Here is a 15,711-nt window from a genome sequence, read left to right as displayed (position 1 = left end):
CTGACTGACCGGCACGCAGCTCCTCCTTGATGCGCTCATAGATGAGCACGTTGGCGTCCACCGCCATGCCCACCGTCAGCACGATACCGGCAATGCCCGGCAGGGTCAGTGTGGCCTGCAGCAGGGAGAGCACCGCCACCAGAATGACCAGATTAAGCGTCAGCGCCACATTGGCGATCACGCCGAACACCTTGTAGCGCCAGATCATGAACAGCAGCACCAGCACGAAGCCCACCACCACGGACATGAAGCCCTGATTGATGTTGTCCTGTCCCAGGCTCGGGCCGATGGTGCGCTCTTCCACAATCTCCATGGGGGCAGCCAGCGCGCCGGCACGCAGCAGCAGTGCCAGGTTCTGCGCCTCCTCGCTGGAATCCAGTCCGGTGATCTGGAAACGGTTGGCAAACTGGTCACGGATCACCGCCGCATTGATCACGTCACGGGTGACGCTGCGCTTCTTGACCTTCTTGCCGTTCTTCTCGACCGTCTCCACCTTGTTCTCGATATAGACCACCGCCATGCGCCGGCCCACGTTCTTCTTGGTGGTGGCCAGCATCTTGCGCCCGCCTGCGGCGTCCAGCGTCACCGATACCATGGGGGTGCCGCTCTGCTGCTCAATGCCGCTCTGGGCATTAATCACATTCTCGCCGCTGACGATGACGCGGTTCTTCAGCAGAATGGGGCGGCCGTCACGGAAGTGATACAGGCGGGACCCCGGCGGCACACGGCCGCTGCGCGCCGCCTGCTCGGGATCATGCTCCTCATCCACCAGCCGGAACTCCAGCGTGGCGGTGGCCCCGAGGATCTCCTTGGCGCGGGCGGTGTCCTGCACGCCCGGCAGCTGCACCACGATGCGCCGCTCACCCTGCTGCTGCACGATGGGTTCGGCCACACCCAGTTCGTTGATGCGGTTGCGCAGAGTGGTAATGTTCTGCTTGAGCGCATACTGCTTGGTCTGCTTGAGCGTCTGAGGGCTGAGATGGAAAACCAGATGGGTAGCATCTGACGCCTGCTCATCCAGTACCAGCTCACGCCCATACTGCTTGCGGATCAGCGCCTTCACCTGCTCGGCGTCCTCCGCCTTGCGCAGACCGATGATCAGGCGGTCCTTCTCACCCTTGATGCTGCCGTAGCGGATGCGGTGCTCCCGCAGCAGGCTGCGCACATCTTCGGCATAGCGGGCATAGGCCTTGGCGATGGCCGTCTCCATGTCCACATCCAGCAGAAAGTGCACCCCACCGCGCAGATCCAGCCCCAGATACATGGGTTTTGCGCCGATGGCCGCAAGCCACTTGGGCGTGGCCGGCGCCAGGTTGAGTGCTACCACCGCCTTGCGGCCCATAAGTTCGCGGATGACCGCCTTGGCCTTGAGCTGGTCTTCGGTGCTGTCAAAGCGCAGCAGCAGCTGGCGCCCGTCAAACTCCACCGACCTGGGTGCAAGGCCCGCCTTTTTCAGTGCCTGCTCGATGGTCTGCACCGTGTTCTGGTCGAACTGAACCATCTTGGCCGGTGAGACCTGCACCGCCGGATCTTCACCGAACAGATTGGGCAGCGCGTAGAGTGTGCTCAACAGGATGATGATGCCCATCAGGATGTATTTCCAGGCGGGATAGCGATTGACCACCGTCTGACTGCGCGTCTGAAACATGATGCTCTCTTTCTGCTGTAGAAACGGAAAAAGGGGCGCAAGGCCCCTTTTCATTCAACCGTGCCGATTTACTCCGCCGCGCGGCCGGAGAGCGTGCCCTTGGGCAGCAGGCGGGCGACATTCTGCCGCTCCACCTTCACCACCACACCGTCGGCCACTTCCAGATCGACGAAATTTTCGTCCAGATCGCGGATCTTGCCTACGATCCCGCCGTAGGTGGACACCTCATCCCCTTTCTTGAGAGACTCCACCAACTGCTTGTGTTCCTTGACCTTTTTCTGTTGAGGACGAATCAGCAGAAAATAGAAGATGACAAACAGGATCAGCAACGGGATCAGGCCCTCCCAGCCACCAGCCTGAGGTTGGGCGGCCGCACCTTCGGCCCATGCATTGGCGATAAGCAGACTCATTCTTTACACTCCTTGAAGACAGATTTGAACCCGCGCTATTGTGGCATAAAGCCCCCGCTTAATCCAGCGGCGGTACCGTCTCACCCCGGGCGGTATAGAAGTCCTCCACGAAGCGCTCAAAGGCACCCGCTGCAATGGCCTCCCGCATCTCCCGCATCAGCGTCTGATAGTAGTGCAGGTTGTGCAGCGTATTGAGCCGGGCGCCGAGAATCTCGCCACAGCGGTCCAGATGATGTAGGTAGGCACGGGAATAGTTGCGGCAGGTGTAGCAGTCGCAGGTTTGATCCACCGGTTCTGTGCTGCGCTTGTGCGCCGCGTTGCGGATCTTGACTACCCCACTGCGGGTGAAGAGAAAACCGTTGCGGGCATTGCGGGTGGGGATGACGCAGTCGAACATGTCGATGCCGCGGCGCACCGCCTCCACCAGATCCTCCGGCTTGCCCACACCCATCAGGTAGCGGGGCCTGTCGGCGGGCAGCTCAGGCTCGGTGAAGTCCAGCACGCGCATCATCTCTTCCTTCGGCTCCCCCACCGAAAGCCCGCCGATGGCATAGCCATCGAAGCCGATCTGCTGCAGCGCTTCGGCGGAGCGCTTGCGCAGGTCCTCATACATGCCCCCCTGCACGATGCCGAACAGCGCCGCCGGGTTGTCGCCATGGGCGCGCCTGCTACGCTCGGCCCAGCGCAACGACAGCTCCATGGACAGCCGCGCGGTTTCATGATCCGCCGGATAGGGTGTGCACTCGTCAAAGATCATCACAATGTCCGACCCCAGCTCACGCTGGATCCGCATGGACTCTTCCGGCCCCATGAAGATCTTCTCGCCATTGACCGGGCTGCGGAAGGTGACCCCTTCCTCCCGGATCTTGCGCATCTGCCCCAGACTGTAGACCTGAAAGCCGCCGGAGTCGGTCAGAATCGGTCCGTCCCAGTGCATGAAATCATGCAGGTCGCCATGCAGCCGAATGATCTCCGTGCCCGGGCGCAGCGCCAGATGGAAAGTGTTTCCCAGAATGATCTGCGCCCCCAGACCCTTGAGCTCCTCCGGCGTCATCGCCTTGACGGTGCCATAGGTACCCACGGGCATGAAAGCGGGCGTGTCCACCACGCCACGATCGAAAATCAGCCGACCGCGCCGGGCTCGGCCATCGGTGGCCAGCAATTCAAACTGCATCATCTTTCTCCGGATAGACCAGCATGGCATCACCATAGCTGAAGAAGCGGTAGCCCTGCTCGACCGCGTGGCGGTAGGCGGCCATGGTGCGCGCATGGCCGGCGAAGGCGCTCACCAGCATGATCAGGGTGGACTCGGGCAGGTGGAAGTTGGTGATGAGCAGATCCACCTGCCGGAAACGGTAGCCGGGCGTGATGAAAATGTCCGTCTCCCCCTGCATGGGGCGCAGCTGGCCTGATTGCGAGGCACTTTCCAGACAACGCACTGCCGTAGTGCCCACAGCCACCACCCGCCCGCCCCGTTCACGGGTGGCCGCCACCTGTTGCACCAGCTCCGGGGAGACTTCGATCCACTCGCTGTGCATGCGGTGCTCACGAATGTCCTCCACCTGCACCGGCTTGAAGGTGCCCGCCCCCACATGCAGGGTGACATAACCGAACTCGATCCCCTGTGCCCGCAGGGTTTCCAGCAGCGGCTCGTCGAAATGCAGCCCTGCCGTGGGCGCCGCCACGGCACCCTCGCGCCGGCCATAGATGGTCTGGTAGCGCTCGGCATCGGTCTGTTCGTCCGGGCGGTCGATATAGGGCGGCAGCGGCATGTGGCCGAACCGCTCCATGATCCCTGACCAGTCGTCGCTGGCCTCGTCCAGCCGCAAGCGGAACAGGTCATGCTCCCGACCCAGCACCGTTACCGGCACCTGTCCCTCGATCAGCAGTTCGGTGCCGGGCTTCGGTGCCCGGTTGGCGCGCACATGGGCAAGGGCCTCCCGTGCCGCCAGCACCCGCTCGATGAGCAATTCGATCTTTCCGCCGGTGCGCTTGTGGCCATACAGACGCGCCGGCATGACCCGCGTGTCGTTGAACACCAGCAGATCACCGGGGCGCAGATAGTCCGGCAGATCGCGGAACTGGCGGTCTTCGAGCCGCTCGCCCAGCACCAGCAGACGGCTGGCGCTGCGTTCCTGCGCCGGGTGGCGGGCGATGAGCGCCTCCGGCAGTTCGAAATGGAAATCCTGTCGTCGATAGGGATGCATGGCGCGCATTATATCGGCCCCCGCTCTTGCATTCTCCGCCACATGCCCCCACAAGAAAGTCGGCAACATCGATTCACGAAAGAAAGGAGAACACACATGCTGATCAAACAACTTCATGCGGAGCTGCTGCTCAAGCTGCTGGAACAGGATTCCCCCATCAACCCCGAATCCCTCAATGACTCGGCGCTGCGCGACATGCAGCTGGCTGGACTGGTGGCGCTGCCCACCCCGGCGCAGGCACACCTGACCCACGGTGGTCGAATGATCGCCCAGGTGCTCAAGGACGCCATCGATGCCGGCCATGTCGCACCCACAGGCGAATGGAAACCGGGCTGGCGCTGGCTGGCAAGCGAAGTCATCGCCATGCTGGATGCCGGCATCAGCGCCGGACAGGTCACCGACCTCACCTGGGAGGCGCTCTCCGGCCGGGGTCTGGCAGACACCGTCAAGGATGAGGAAACCAAAAAGACCATGCGCGTGGTGAATGAGGCAGGCCAGACCATCCTGGACGCCTGGTTCCACCTGCGTCCGGAGCTGAGCATCAACCCCGAGCTGGCCGAGGCCATCCGTCAGTCTCCCACCGGGCCGACCGAAGCCATCAATCTGAAAGTGGACGGCGCGCTCAAGGACGAGCTGGAACAGATGCGCCTGATCGCCTACTCCGTGCCCGAGGGCGAAGTGGTCACCTTCACCGGCCTGGGTCAGGCGGTCAAGCGGGCGCTGGAGATGGGCGTCACCCGCGAGGAAGGCGACATCCTCTCCGCCTCCATTCTGGAACAGCTGGCCCGCTTCGCCGATGGTGAGCCGGTCACCGAAGAAGCCCAGCTGATGCTGGCCAGTCTCAACATGATCGCGGATGACGAGCTGACCCCGGCCGGTGAGGCGGCACTGGAAGCCTGGCGCATCTACCGTGACATGCCGGAATCCGCGCCGCGCACCATCGCCCTGAGCGAAGAGGAAGCCGAGCTGCTGCTCACCCTCGACCACCTGCACGAGAAATACGCCAGTGATCCCAACCGGCTGGTGGATCTGGCGGAAATCCACCGCGAGCTGGTGGAGCGGCAGATCGCCAAGTTTGAGAAGTTTGTGGGTGAATACGGCCGCTACATGGAGACCATGCCCAAGCGCAAGAGCCGCGTGCTCAAGGCCTTCATGGAAGCCAAGGACAAGATGCGCTGGTTCGAAGAAAATTTCAACCTGCGCGAGATGCTCTACGCCCTGGAAGCCTTCGGGCTGGTGCGTGAAAGCGTCAGCAAGAACGGCCACGCCGTGTTCGAACTGACCGATCATGGCCGCCAGGTGGTGGAAGACCAGAAGACGGCCACCCGCAGCATCAGCTCCACCGGCCTGAAGACGCTGCTGCATGGCAACGAGCTGTTTCTGGCACCCAACATCCACTGGGTGCGTCAGGCGCGTGACGAGCGTTTGCTGGGCGAGTTCGAGGCCACTCACTCCGGTCGCTTCTACTGCAAGCTGGCCGGTGAAGTGGAGCGTCTGCCGCTGATGACCGCTTTCATGGCGGAGATCTTCCGCAAGATCGGCAAGAGTGGCACCACTGTTGACAACCTGCTGGAAGGCTACGGCGACCCGCTGCACAGGGAAGAGGTCAAATGGGCGCTGGAACAGCTGGAAGCTTTCGGCTGGATCAAGGTGCTGCCCGATGGCAACATCGTGGAAACCCAGGCCGGCGAACTGGTGGATCTGGCCATCAGCGGCGTGCCGTCCGGCTTCGGCGCCCCCCTCAACCCGACCCTCTACCGGGTCATCCACGCCATCGCCGAGGTGGGCACGCTGTATGTGAAGGAGCGCAAGATCCGCATGCAGCCGAAGAACCTCAAGCAGGCCATCGACCGCTCCGGTCTGTCGGAAGAGGCGTTCGAAAAGGCCTATGTGGCCGCACGGGAAGCCCACTATGTGGGCAAGAACAGCGTCAACGAGGCCGGTCTGCACATTCTGGAGGCTGTCGAGCACCTCAACGACGCCTGAACCAGCCCGCAAACCGTCCAGGCACGAAAAAGCCCCGGTTTTCCGGGGCTTTTTTCGTTTTTCCGCCGGCGCAGAAACCGGCATCCTGCAAAAATGGGGGAGACCCCGTTATGGGAAGCTGTAGCGCGGATCCTGCTTCGGATGCGACAGTTGTTCCACCCGCTTTTCCAGCTGCTCAACCCGCCTGTTGAGCCGGTCCACTTTCGCCAGTCCCGCCCTGAGCTGTTTTTGCTGGCGCTGCACCGCATGGCTGTTGGCGCGAATCTGCCGGTCGTGCTTGCGCACCTTGTGCTCAAGAATGCGCACCCGGGTGCTGATGCTCGCCGCCGAGACGGTATCGGCCACCAGCAGCAGACCTGCCAGCCCCAGCGCGGCAATGGCCACTCTTCTCACGGCAGCGCCCTCCCTGTCACTCAGTGTCTGGCCGTGGTGCAGTTCATGCGCCCGTCGCAGCGCACCTCTTCAATGCGGTAGGCCTCGTCCGGATAGCAGCCATCCGCACCACAGCCGTCGGCGGAATAGATGAAGTTCTGACGGAAGAACGCCTTGTCCACATAGACCTCCAGAATGGTTTCGTAGTTGTGGTCCGCCAGCGGCGTCACGCTCACTACCCGCGCGCCACGCACGATGGCGTTGACCCGGGCGCGGAAGCTGTCGCTGCGCGCCATCAGCGCCGACACCGTGGTATTGGAGTCGATCTTGATGCCATAGAGCTGCTCCGCCAGCGAACGGTAGGCGTCCAGCTTGGAGGCGCGGATGGCCATCAGACGGCGCTGGCCGGGCGTGTAGCCCTCATAGGTGCTCTCCGAGCCATAGCCGATGCCGACAATCTTGATCAGCTGCGGCTTGCGGGGTGCACGCTTGCGCACCACCGGGGCCGGCTTCGGCTGGGGCTTTGCCTGCTGCACCTGAGCCACCACCGGCTTCGGCTGGGGCGCTGCCTGCCTTGCCGGCGTCTGCTGGCAGCCTGCCAGGGCCATCAGCCCCATGCCGCCCGCCACTGCGATTGCGTGTTTCATTTTCATGGTTCCAGCTCCTCGTGTTGCGGGTTGAACTCGGGATTACGGGTAGGCGCCGATGCTGGCCGGATCCAGAACCGGCGCCTCATAGCGATAGTATTCCTGCTGTTTCTTCGGCTTTTTCGCCTCGGCCTGCGCCGCCTGCTGGGCCTTGAGTGTCTTGCGCACCCTCACCAGCGCATTGAGCATCGCCTGATACTGCTTCTGCAACTTCAGCAGGCGGGCGTAGATCAGGTCCACCTTCTTCTGGGTGCGAATCAGGCGGCTGTTGACACTGCCAAGCGTCTTCTTCAGGTCAGGATCCATTACGGCAGCGACCGGCGCGGGCGCAGACACGGCATGTGATGTCTTCGCAGCGCCATGCGCCTCATGTCCGCCTCCGTGGCCTGCCGCCGGTGCAGGCTCCCCATGCCCGGCAGCGGAGGTGGATACACCCTTACTCATCTGCTCTTCCAGCTTGCCGATGTCCGCGTTGATCTGCTCCAGCTGGAAACTGAGCGCGTCAATCTTCTTCTCCACTGCCGCCAGAGTCTTGTCCTGGCGCTCCGACTTGGCGGCCACATGTTCGATACCCGCCTTGAGCTCCTCCAGCAGACCCGTGGTCTCCTCATCCAGATGGGTGGTGGAGGCGGCAATGGCCGCCCACACCGTCAGCCCCATGACGATGGTGACCAGCGTGACCGTGGTGATGCCGAAGATCAGTATGAGTTTCTTGAGCTTGTCCATGTCTGCCGCCGTCAGTTCGTTGTCCTTGATACCCTTCACCGGCTTTTTTCTGAGGTGTTCCGGCAAAGGTTCGTCTTCCCCTTTCCTCTGATCCGCCTTCTTCTCCGCCGCTGCCGCCACGGGCGCCTCGGCGGGGGGGCCGGCGTCAACCGGCGCCTCCTCCTCGTCCTCCGGCAGGAAGCTGGGGAGGGACGCCTCTTCCGCCTGAGAAGAGGCCGTTTCCGCCTCAGGGGTCCGGGCAGCCGGCTCGGCTGCCGCCTCCGGTTCCGGCGTTGTCTCCGGCTCGGGCTTCGGGGAGGCCGGCTCGGGTTCAGGGGGTGACGCAGCCGGCGTCTCGGGCGCCGAGGTCAGACCATCCTCCTCTGCCGTCTCCGGTGCATCGGTCAGCATTTCCGGCTCTGCTTCCTCAAGGGCCTGCTCGGCCTCTTCCAGCAGCGCGTCGATGCTGTCAAGTTCGTTGATCTGATCTTCGTCTGCCACGCAGACCCCCTGTCATTGCTCGTTTCCGCTCAGGCTGGCGCCCTGCAGGCGCAGGGGCCGGAGGTCCAGTCGCCAGCCGAAACGGTCCTCAACCGTGATGCCCAGCGGTGTGACAACATCCGGTGCGAAACGCGTTCGCAGAATCGTTGCCACCGTCTGGGCCAAAGCACGAAAAATGCCAACTTTTTCATCATCGGCGTTTTTCTGCACAAACAACGGGGGAAGGAAAGCTCTGGTCGGGGGCCAGAGACGCCCGCCATGCCACAGTTTGGTGGGCATCACGGGACGGGTGGGCAGCCAGTCGAACTCGGCCGCTGGCAGCTGCCAGAAATCAAGCAACGTGCGCACCCGATAGGCGCTATCCAGCGGCAGCGCAAGCACCACACGCTCCACATCCTGCCGAGTGCGTGGAGAGGCGGTGACAGGATGGCGCAGCGTGGCCCGCAGCCAGCTGATGCGTCGCTGGCTGGCCTGCCGACCTGTCAGGTGACCCAGCGCATGCTCATCCATGCCATCGATGATGGCGACAGCCGTCAACCGTGGCAGAATCTTGCGTATGGACGGTGGCAGACGCCGCCAGAAAGCCGCGTCGATCACATAGAGCGCCCGCGATTCCTTTTCAGGCCAGAAATGATGCAGAAACACTCGTTCCGAGGACGGCAGGAGCGCCAGGCAGTGGCGTGCCTGCGGCGGGCAGCGGACGGCCGGACGCAGCATGGGCAGATCGGGCCTGCGAGCCGCGAAAGCCTCGGCCCGGGCACGCCGCAGCGGGCCGAACACCCAGCTCGGCGCATAGAGCGCCGCCATCTGGGCCAGTTCATCATCGTCAAACAGCGTCGTGTCGATGATGGCAAGCAGCCGCTCACCGGCCACGTTCTTCAGAGCCTTGGCCAGTTCACGACCGGCAGGCGCATCATCGCCCGACATGGGCAGCAGCGCCACAAAGGGCTGTTCCGGGGAAAACCATCGAGCCGGTGAGCCGGGCGACCCGCCTCCCGTTTCCTGCGGGAGCGGTTCCCCGGAACCGAAGGACGAAGGAGACGGGGACGGCTCGACTGCACGCGGCTCAAGGGGAATGATCTCCACCGTAGCGGCGGAAGCCACCGCCCCGGTCAGCCACAGCAACGCACCAAGCGCCCATGGCAGGCATCGCCCCGTCCGTCCGAACAGCAAGACCGTGCCCAATAATGACCGGTAGACCGGCCATGCCAGCGAACACCATCCGGCCTGCCGCCCCGCCTCAGCGCGCCACCCCTTCAGCACATCATGTCATCTCCAGAGAACGCTGCACGATTTCCAGACTGTTGCTGGACACGCCTTCCGTCTGCAAGATGCGTTCCAGCTGTGCCCTCATCAGGTTCTGCCGCGCCGTGTCGAAGCGACGCCACTGGGTGAAGGGGGTCAGCAGGCGGGCAGCCGTCTGCGGATTGAGGCGGTCCACCTTGAGGATTTCCTCTGCCAGGAAGGCGTAACCTGCCCCGTCTGCCCGATGGAAGGCGGCCCGATTCTGGCCGAAGACGCCCAGCAGGCTGCGCACCCGGTTGGGATTGGCGTAATCGAAGGCAGGATGCCGGGTCAGCAGCCGGACGTGCTCCAGCGTGTCCGCATGATCGCTGCCCGCCTGCAGGGCGAACCACTTGTCCACCACCAGCGGATCCTCGCGGAAGCGATAGTAGAAGTCATCCAGCAGCGCCTTGCGTAGCGGGTGCGTCAGAGGCATGAGCGCACGCAGCGCGCCCAGACGCTCGGTCATGTTGTCGGCATGGCGGTAGAGGTATTCCGCCTGCTCGATCCATTTGTCCCGTTCAAGGCGCACCAGCTGCGCCAGCGCCAGCAGCTTGAGGCTGCGGCGTCCATACTGCTGCGCATTGAAGGCATAGGGTCCGTTCAACGCCTCAAGGCGGTCATGCAGCGCCGCCCACTGCGCCTCGAAGCGCTCAGCCAGCGCCCGTTGCAGCTGCTGACGCAGCGCATGCAGGCGCTCCACGGGAATGACTTCATACTGTTCGCCCAGATAGACCTCATCCGGCAGCGTGAGGGCCAGAGCATGCCAGGCCGGGTCGTCCAGCGCACGCTCCAGACGGGTGCCATAGGCGTTCAGGAAGGCTTCATCCCACAGAGCCGGCTCACCCGCGGCCAGACGCGCCTCATTGTCCATGAGCGTGCGCAGCGCCAGCGTCTGCAGCGCCTCCCACCTCACGAAGTCATCCACATCATGGGCGGCCAGCCGGGCCAGCTCCTCACGGGAGAGATCCATCCTGAGCTCCACCGGCGCGGAAAAGTCACGCAGCAGCGAGGGCACGGCATCGGCCGGCACATTCGCCAGGGTCAGATGCTGGCTGCGCTCACGCAGCAGAAAGACGGTTTCATCCGCCGTGCGTCCGGGCAGGCAGTGCTCCATCCCCTCCTCCACCTCCAGCGGCAAGGTTTTGCCGCCGGCGTCCAGCAGACCCAGACGGATGGGAATGGGCAACGGTTCGAACTCATCGCCCACTCTGGGGAGAGACTGGGTGAAGGTGAGGGTCAGCGTGTTCCGTGCCGCATCGTGGTGCCGGATCACTTCCACGTGAGGCGTGCCCGGCTGCCGGTACCAGGCCGCCATCTGGGACAGATCCACGCCGTTTGCATCCGCCATGGCGCTGCGGAAGTCCTCCACTGTGACCGCCTGCCCGTCATGACGCTCGAAATAGAGATCCATGCCACGGCGGAAGCCCTCCCGCCCCAGCCAGGTCTGGTAGATACGCACCACCTCGGCCCCCTTTTCATACACCGTCATGGTGTAGAAGTTATCCATCTTCACATAGGCGCGAGGTTGGATGGGATGCGCCATGGGGCCGGCATCCTCCGGGAACTGGTAGCGGCGCAGGTGCACCACATCCTGAATGCGCTTGACCGAAGGCAGCAGCATGTCGGCGGTGAACTCCTGATCCCGGAAGACGGTCAGCCCCTCCTTGAGGGTCAGCTGGAACCAGTCCCGGCAGGTGACGCGGTTGCCGGTCCAGTTGTGGAAATACTCGTGCGCCACCACCGATTCGATACCCTCATAATCGGTGTCGGTGGCCGTTTCCGGCTTGGCGAGGATGTACTTGGAATTGAAGATATTGAGACTCTTGTTCTCCATCGCCCCCATGTTGAAGTCATCCACGGCGACGATATTGAACACGTCCAGATCGTAGCTCAGGCCAAAACGCTCTTCGTCCCAGCGCATGGCACGCTTGAGCGCGGCCATGGCAAAATCGCAGCGGTCGATGTTGTGAGGCTGCACCCAGATGCGCAGCGTCACCTCGCGCCCTTCGGCGGTGACGAAGGTGTCCTCGATACAGTCCAGCTCACCTGCCACCAGTGCGAACAGGTAACAGGGCTTGTTCCACGGATCTTCCCACACGGCATAGTGACGCCCGCCATCCAGCTCGCCCTGCTCCACCAGATTGCCATTGGACAGCAGCACGGGATATCTGCCCCTGTCGGCAATCAGGGTGACCCGGTAGCGACTCAGCACATCCGGCCGATCCAGAAACGGGGTGATGCGTCGGAAGCCTTCCGCCTCACACTGGGTGCAGAAGTTGCCGCCAGACTGATACAGCCCTTCCAGCGCCGTGTTGTGCACCGGGTCGATCTCGTTGCTGATCTCCAGCGTGAAACGGTCCGGCACATCATCTATGACGAGCAGATCGTTCTGATGGGTCCAGCGTGTGGCGGGCAGCGCCTCTCCATCCAGCTTGACCTGATGGATACGCATGTTCTCGGCATTGAGTATCAGCCGCTCGGCGCCCTCATCAACGCGCTCCACCTCAAGGCGGCTGTGTACCTGGGTGGCGGTGGGGTCCAGCTCGAAGGTCAGCACCACCTCCGGAATGTGGAAGGCAGGTGGACGGTAGTCCTCAAGACGGTGTTCCTTGAGTGTCTTTTCTGTCACGGCAGCAGCTCCACAAACAAAAAAGCCTTTCCGACCGGCGGAAAGGCTTTGGATGGTCCTGGTATGAACTTGATCAGTGGGGACGCACGAACTCGCCCACCCCATAGACGAAGGTGGCGCGACGGTTCTTGGACCAGGCAGCCTCATTGTGCGCCGGATCCAGCGGATAGGATTCACCGTAGCTTACGGTCTGAATCCGCTCCGGGCTGATGCCCTGAGCCACAAGGGCATTGTAGACGGCATTGGCACGGCGCTCGCCCAGCGCGAGGTTGTATTCCAGACTTCCGCGTTCATCACAGTAGCCGGCAATGGTGACCTTGACATCGGGATTCTCGGCCATGAAGTCGGCCTGTTTCTTGATCACATCGAAGAACTCCGGCTTGATGGCGGACTTGTCAAAGTCGAAATGGACACGCTCCTTGCGCAGCTCGGCGATCTTCTGCTGCAGTGCCTCCGCGCTCAGGCCCTGCTCGGCAGCGGTTCCGGTCTCGGCAGGCTGGCTGGTCTGCTCGGTCGTCTGCACCCGCTCAGGCTGCTTCTTGGTCTCTTCCTTGGGCGTGGAGCTACAGCCGCTCAGCGCCAGTGCGACAAAACCCGCCGCAAACAGTGTGGTCAGCTTTTTCATGATTGGATCCTCTTGGTGGATATTTGAAACTTTTCCTACGAAATATAGCGAACAGTCGGCGAATTTCAAGCGGAACGAACAAAAAAACCCGAATGGCGTGCCATTCGGGTCAAGCGGGCTACATTATGGAGGAACCGATCAACTCGATTTCCATACGCGGCTCCTATTTAATCAGCATTTGTGCGGGAATGACTTGATCAAGGTCAAGTTTGCGTGCGGCAGCGACAGGCTCAGCCCACATGGGCCTGACAGACCGGGCACACCTCGCCTTCCCCTGACGCATGGGGGGCTTCTATGCCGGCCAGCTCGCGCACGGCGCAGGGGTCATGCAGCGTCACCTGCTTGCGCTGCCAGGTGAGGATGCCCTGCTGATGGAATTTGCGCAGAATGCGGGAGACCGTCTCGGGCGTCAGGCCCAGATGGGTTGCGATGTCCCTGTGCAGGATGGGCAGCTGAAAGGTATCCATGGCGTAACCGCGGTCGCGGAAACGCTCGGCGATATGCCAGACGAAATGCGCCAGACGCTGATCGGCCGAACGACTGGAAACATTCTCGAAGTGCGCCCGTTCCAGTTCCAGCTCCCGGCGCATCATCTGCAACACCTGACGGTTGAGATTGGGCATCTGTTGCGCCAGCCGGTCGAGATCAGCCACTTCCACCCGACACAGGTTGCAGCGGTCGAGGGCGATGGCATCATACTGGTAGACCGGTTGATCCAGCGCCTCCAGACCAATGACGTCACCCGGCAGGTAGAAGGTATGGATGATCTCGTTGCCTGCCCGGTCGTAGCGACACAGTTTGACCACGCCGGATTTGAGCGCAAAGATGGCCCTGGCCGCTTCACCCTGCTTGAAGACCGCCTCCCCCTTGCCCACCACGGGCTGGGACTGAAGGATGGCATCAAGCCGAACGATTTCCTGCTGGGTCAGCCCGCGCGGAAAACAGATCCGCTGCAGGCCACAGTTGGCGCAGGTGACCTGAAGAGTATGTGGTTTGGAGCCCGCCATTGTCTGTCTGTATTTTTGTGTTTTATGCCGGCTATGGTAGGACAAAACGCGATCCGGCGCAAAAGGTCGCACCACAAAATTTTTCACGCCGTCACTGCCTCATTTTTGGGCACCCTAACATCCCCCCTGCAAGGACGGGCACTTAGGCCGACAGCCCGATGCTTCTCCACAAAGTTATCCACAGCTTCTGTGAATAATCTACGGACACAAGATTCATTTTTTCACCATATAACTTCAACTTATACCCCTTTAATTTCAATATCTTGCAAACCACTTAATAAATGACTTTAACTTGTTTGTCTTGCTGGGACAGCCCTGCCTCATGCTGAAAAATAAAAGTTATGCACCGGCTTGACTTTTGCCGAAACACCGCCCCACTGCAGTAAAATAGCCGCCCATTTCAAGCCACGACGGGAGAGAGACATGGCACGCATTCTGGCGGTGGGCAACCTGGTACTGGATGTCATTCTGAATGTGACGCACTTTCCGGCCGAGGATGAGGAGCTGCGGGCTGATGCCCGTCACCAACAGCCGGGGGGCAATGCCGCCAATACCCTCCATGTACTGACTCAGCTGGGCCATGAAACATCGCTGGTGACCACACTGGCCATGGACGCACAGGCCCGCCAGCTGTCGGAGCTGCTCACCGCCCGCGGCATCGACCTGAGCCATGCACAGCGCAAGCTCAAGGGGGACACGCCCACCAGCTACATTCTCATTCCTGAAGCTGGCGCCAGCCGCACCATCGTCCACTACCGCAACCTGCCAGAGGTGGATTTCGAACACTTCGCCAAGATTGAGATCGAATCCTTCGACTGGCTGCACTTTGAAGGCCGTAATGTCGAAGAGCTCAAGGGCATGCTCAATATCGCCCGCACTTTCTGCCCCGACACGCCCCGTTCGCTCGAGCTGGAAAAACCGCGGGACGGCATCGAAGCCCTTCTGGATCAGGTGCATGTGCTGTTCACCGGGCGACATTACGCCCGCGCCATGGGCTTCGAAGACGGGCCTGCCTGCATCAAGGCCCTGCGCCAGCAGGCGCCGCAGGCGCAGATCATCTGCACCTGGGGAGAAGACGGCGCATGGTATCAGGCACCGGGCGGAACCATTGAGCATGTTCCGGCCGAAAAGGTGCGCGTGCGCGACACCCTCGGCGCGGGTGACACCTTTCTGGCGGGAGTCCTGCACCGCCTGCTGGAAAGCGCCCCACTGGAAGACGCCGTGCGCTACGGCAGCCAGCTGGCGGCCCGCAAGTGCCGTCAGGTGGGGCTGGACAATCTGCTCGAACCGCTACCTGATGATCAGCCGCTGGCCAATGTGGAAGATGTCAGCAGCGCCAAAGCCACTATTGCAAAGGTACCGGGCCGCGATGTCAGCCTGATCCTCATCCGAGATGGTGACACGGTCAAGGCCTATGTGAACAACTGTCCGCACCAGCATGTCCCCCTCAATGAGGCCTACAAGGTGGATGTGAACCCCTTTCAGAAGACCATGAAATGCTCGGTGCATGACGCCTGGTTCAAGATCGAGGACGGTGAGTGTGTGGACGGGCCCTGTCTGGGTGATCACCTGCAGCCCTATCCCATCCGCATTGACGAGGCAGGCAACATCTACGCCGCACCGGAAGAGTAAAACCGCCGCAGAGATGGGGCTTCCCCCCCTGATTTTTCCAGGTACGCCCACACCG

Annotated in this window: 13 protein-coding genes; 2 read left to right on the top strand and 11 right to left on the bottom strand. The window is 62.2% G+C overall.

Annotation, left to right across the window (positions count from 1 at the left end):
• From secD to queA, 4 genes are all read right to left on the bottom strand, one after another.
• Positions 1-1,648: protein translocase subunit SecD (gene secD, locus F8K16_RS01215; protein WP_294945823.1), on the bottom strand; the 1,648-nt coding region annotated here is incomplete at its 3' end.
• A gap of 68 nt (positions 1,649-1,716) precedes the next feature.
• Positions 1,717-2,058, bottom strand: a complete 342-nt coding sequence (gene yajC, locus F8K16_RS01210) for a preprotein translocase subunit YajC (RefSeq protein ID WP_294945820.1) — start codon at positions 2,056-2,058, stop codon at positions 1,717-1,719.
• 58 nt (positions 2,059-2,116) lie between these two features.
• The gene (gene tgt, locus F8K16_RS01205) at positions 2,117-3,232 is read right to left on the bottom strand and encodes a tRNA guanosine(34) transglycosylase Tgt (protein WP_294945818.1); all 1,116 of its coding nucleotides are present in this window, start codon (positions 3,230-3,232) and stop codon (positions 2,117-2,119) included.
• Positions 3,222-4,265 (bottom strand): tRNA preQ1(34) S-adenosylmethionine ribosyltransferase-isomerase QueA, encoded by a 1,044-nt coding sequence (gene queA, locus F8K16_RS01200; RefSeq protein ID WP_294945815.1) that lies wholly within the window; start codon positions 4,263-4,265, stop codon positions 3,222-3,224. Before queA ends, tgt begins: the two co-directional genes overlap by 11 nt.
• A 96-nt stretch (positions 4,266-4,361) precedes the next feature.
• Between queA and F8K16_RS01195 the strand changes: the two genes are divergently transcribed.
• Positions 4,362-6,251 carry a DUF505 domain-containing protein gene (locus F8K16_RS01195; RefSeq protein WP_294945812.1) on the top strand — a complete coding sequence of 630 codons (1,890 nt, stop codon included), beginning with the start codon at positions 4,362-4,364 and terminating at the stop codon, positions 6,249-6,251.
• A gap of 108 nt (positions 6,252-6,359) precedes the next feature.
• Here F8K16_RS01195 and F8K16_RS01190 read toward each other — a convergent pair whose 3' ends face one another.
• From F8K16_RS01190 to F8K16_RS01160, 7 genes are all read right to left on the bottom strand, one after another.
• A complete protein-coding gene (locus tag F8K16_RS01190; protein WP_294945809.1) occupies positions 6,360-6,644 on the bottom strand; it encodes a hypothetical protein in 285 nt (94 codons plus the stop codon).
• Positions 6,645-6,664: 20 nt separating this feature from the next.
• The gene (locus tag F8K16_RS01185; protein WP_294945806.1) at positions 6,665-7,276 is read right to left on the bottom strand and encodes an LPP20 family lipoprotein; all 612 of its coding nucleotides are present in this window, start codon (positions 7,274-7,276) and stop codon (positions 6,665-6,667) included.
• A 36-nt stretch (positions 7,277-7,312) separates the two neighbouring features.
• Positions 7,313-8,476 carry a hypothetical protein gene (locus F8K16_RS01180; protein WP_294945803.1) on the bottom strand — a complete coding sequence of 388 codons (1,164 nt, stop codon included), beginning with the start codon at positions 8,474-8,476 and terminating at the stop codon, positions 7,313-7,315.
• 12 nt (positions 8,477-8,488) lie between these two features.
• On the bottom strand, positions 8,489-9,601 hold the full coding sequence (locus tag F8K16_RS01175) for a hypothetical protein (protein WP_294945800.1): 1,113 nt from the start codon (positions 9,599-9,601) through the stop codon (positions 8,489-8,491).
• Positions 9,602-9,740: 139 nt separating this feature from the next.
• On the bottom strand, positions 9,741-12,392 hold the full coding sequence (gene pepN / locus F8K16_RS01170; RefSeq protein WP_294945797.1) for an aminopeptidase N: 2,652 nt from the start codon (positions 12,390-12,392) through the stop codon (positions 9,741-9,743).
• 73 nt (positions 12,393-12,465) lie between these two features.
• Entirely contained in the window at positions 12,466-13,017 is a 552-nt protein-coding gene (gene pal / locus F8K16_RS01165) for a peptidoglycan-associated lipoprotein Pal (protein WP_294945794.1), read from the bottom strand.
• A gap of 230 nt (positions 13,018-13,247) precedes the next feature.
• Positions 13,248-14,024, bottom strand: a complete 777-nt coding sequence (locus F8K16_RS01160) for a Crp/Fnr family transcriptional regulator (protein ID WP_294945791.1) — start codon at positions 14,022-14,024, stop codon at positions 13,248-13,250.
• A gap of 423 nt (positions 14,025-14,447) precedes the next feature.
• Here F8K16_RS01160 and F8K16_RS01155 point away from each other — a divergent pair, with 423 nt between their 5' ends.
• Positions 14,448-15,656, top strand: a complete 1,209-nt coding sequence (locus F8K16_RS01155; RefSeq protein ID WP_294945788.1) for a PfkB family carbohydrate kinase — start codon at positions 14,448-14,450, stop codon at positions 15,654-15,656.
• Positions 15,657-15,711: the final 55 nt, after the last annotated feature.

Source organism: Sulfurivirga sp. (genome assembly GCF_015490265.1).
Lineage (GTDB): Bacteria > Pseudomonadota > Gammaproteobacteria > Thiomicrospirales > Thiomicrospiraceae > Sulfurivirga.
The sequence above is the reverse complement of the archived record's forward strand: the minus strand, read 5'-3'. Positions and strand labels throughout refer to the sequence as shown.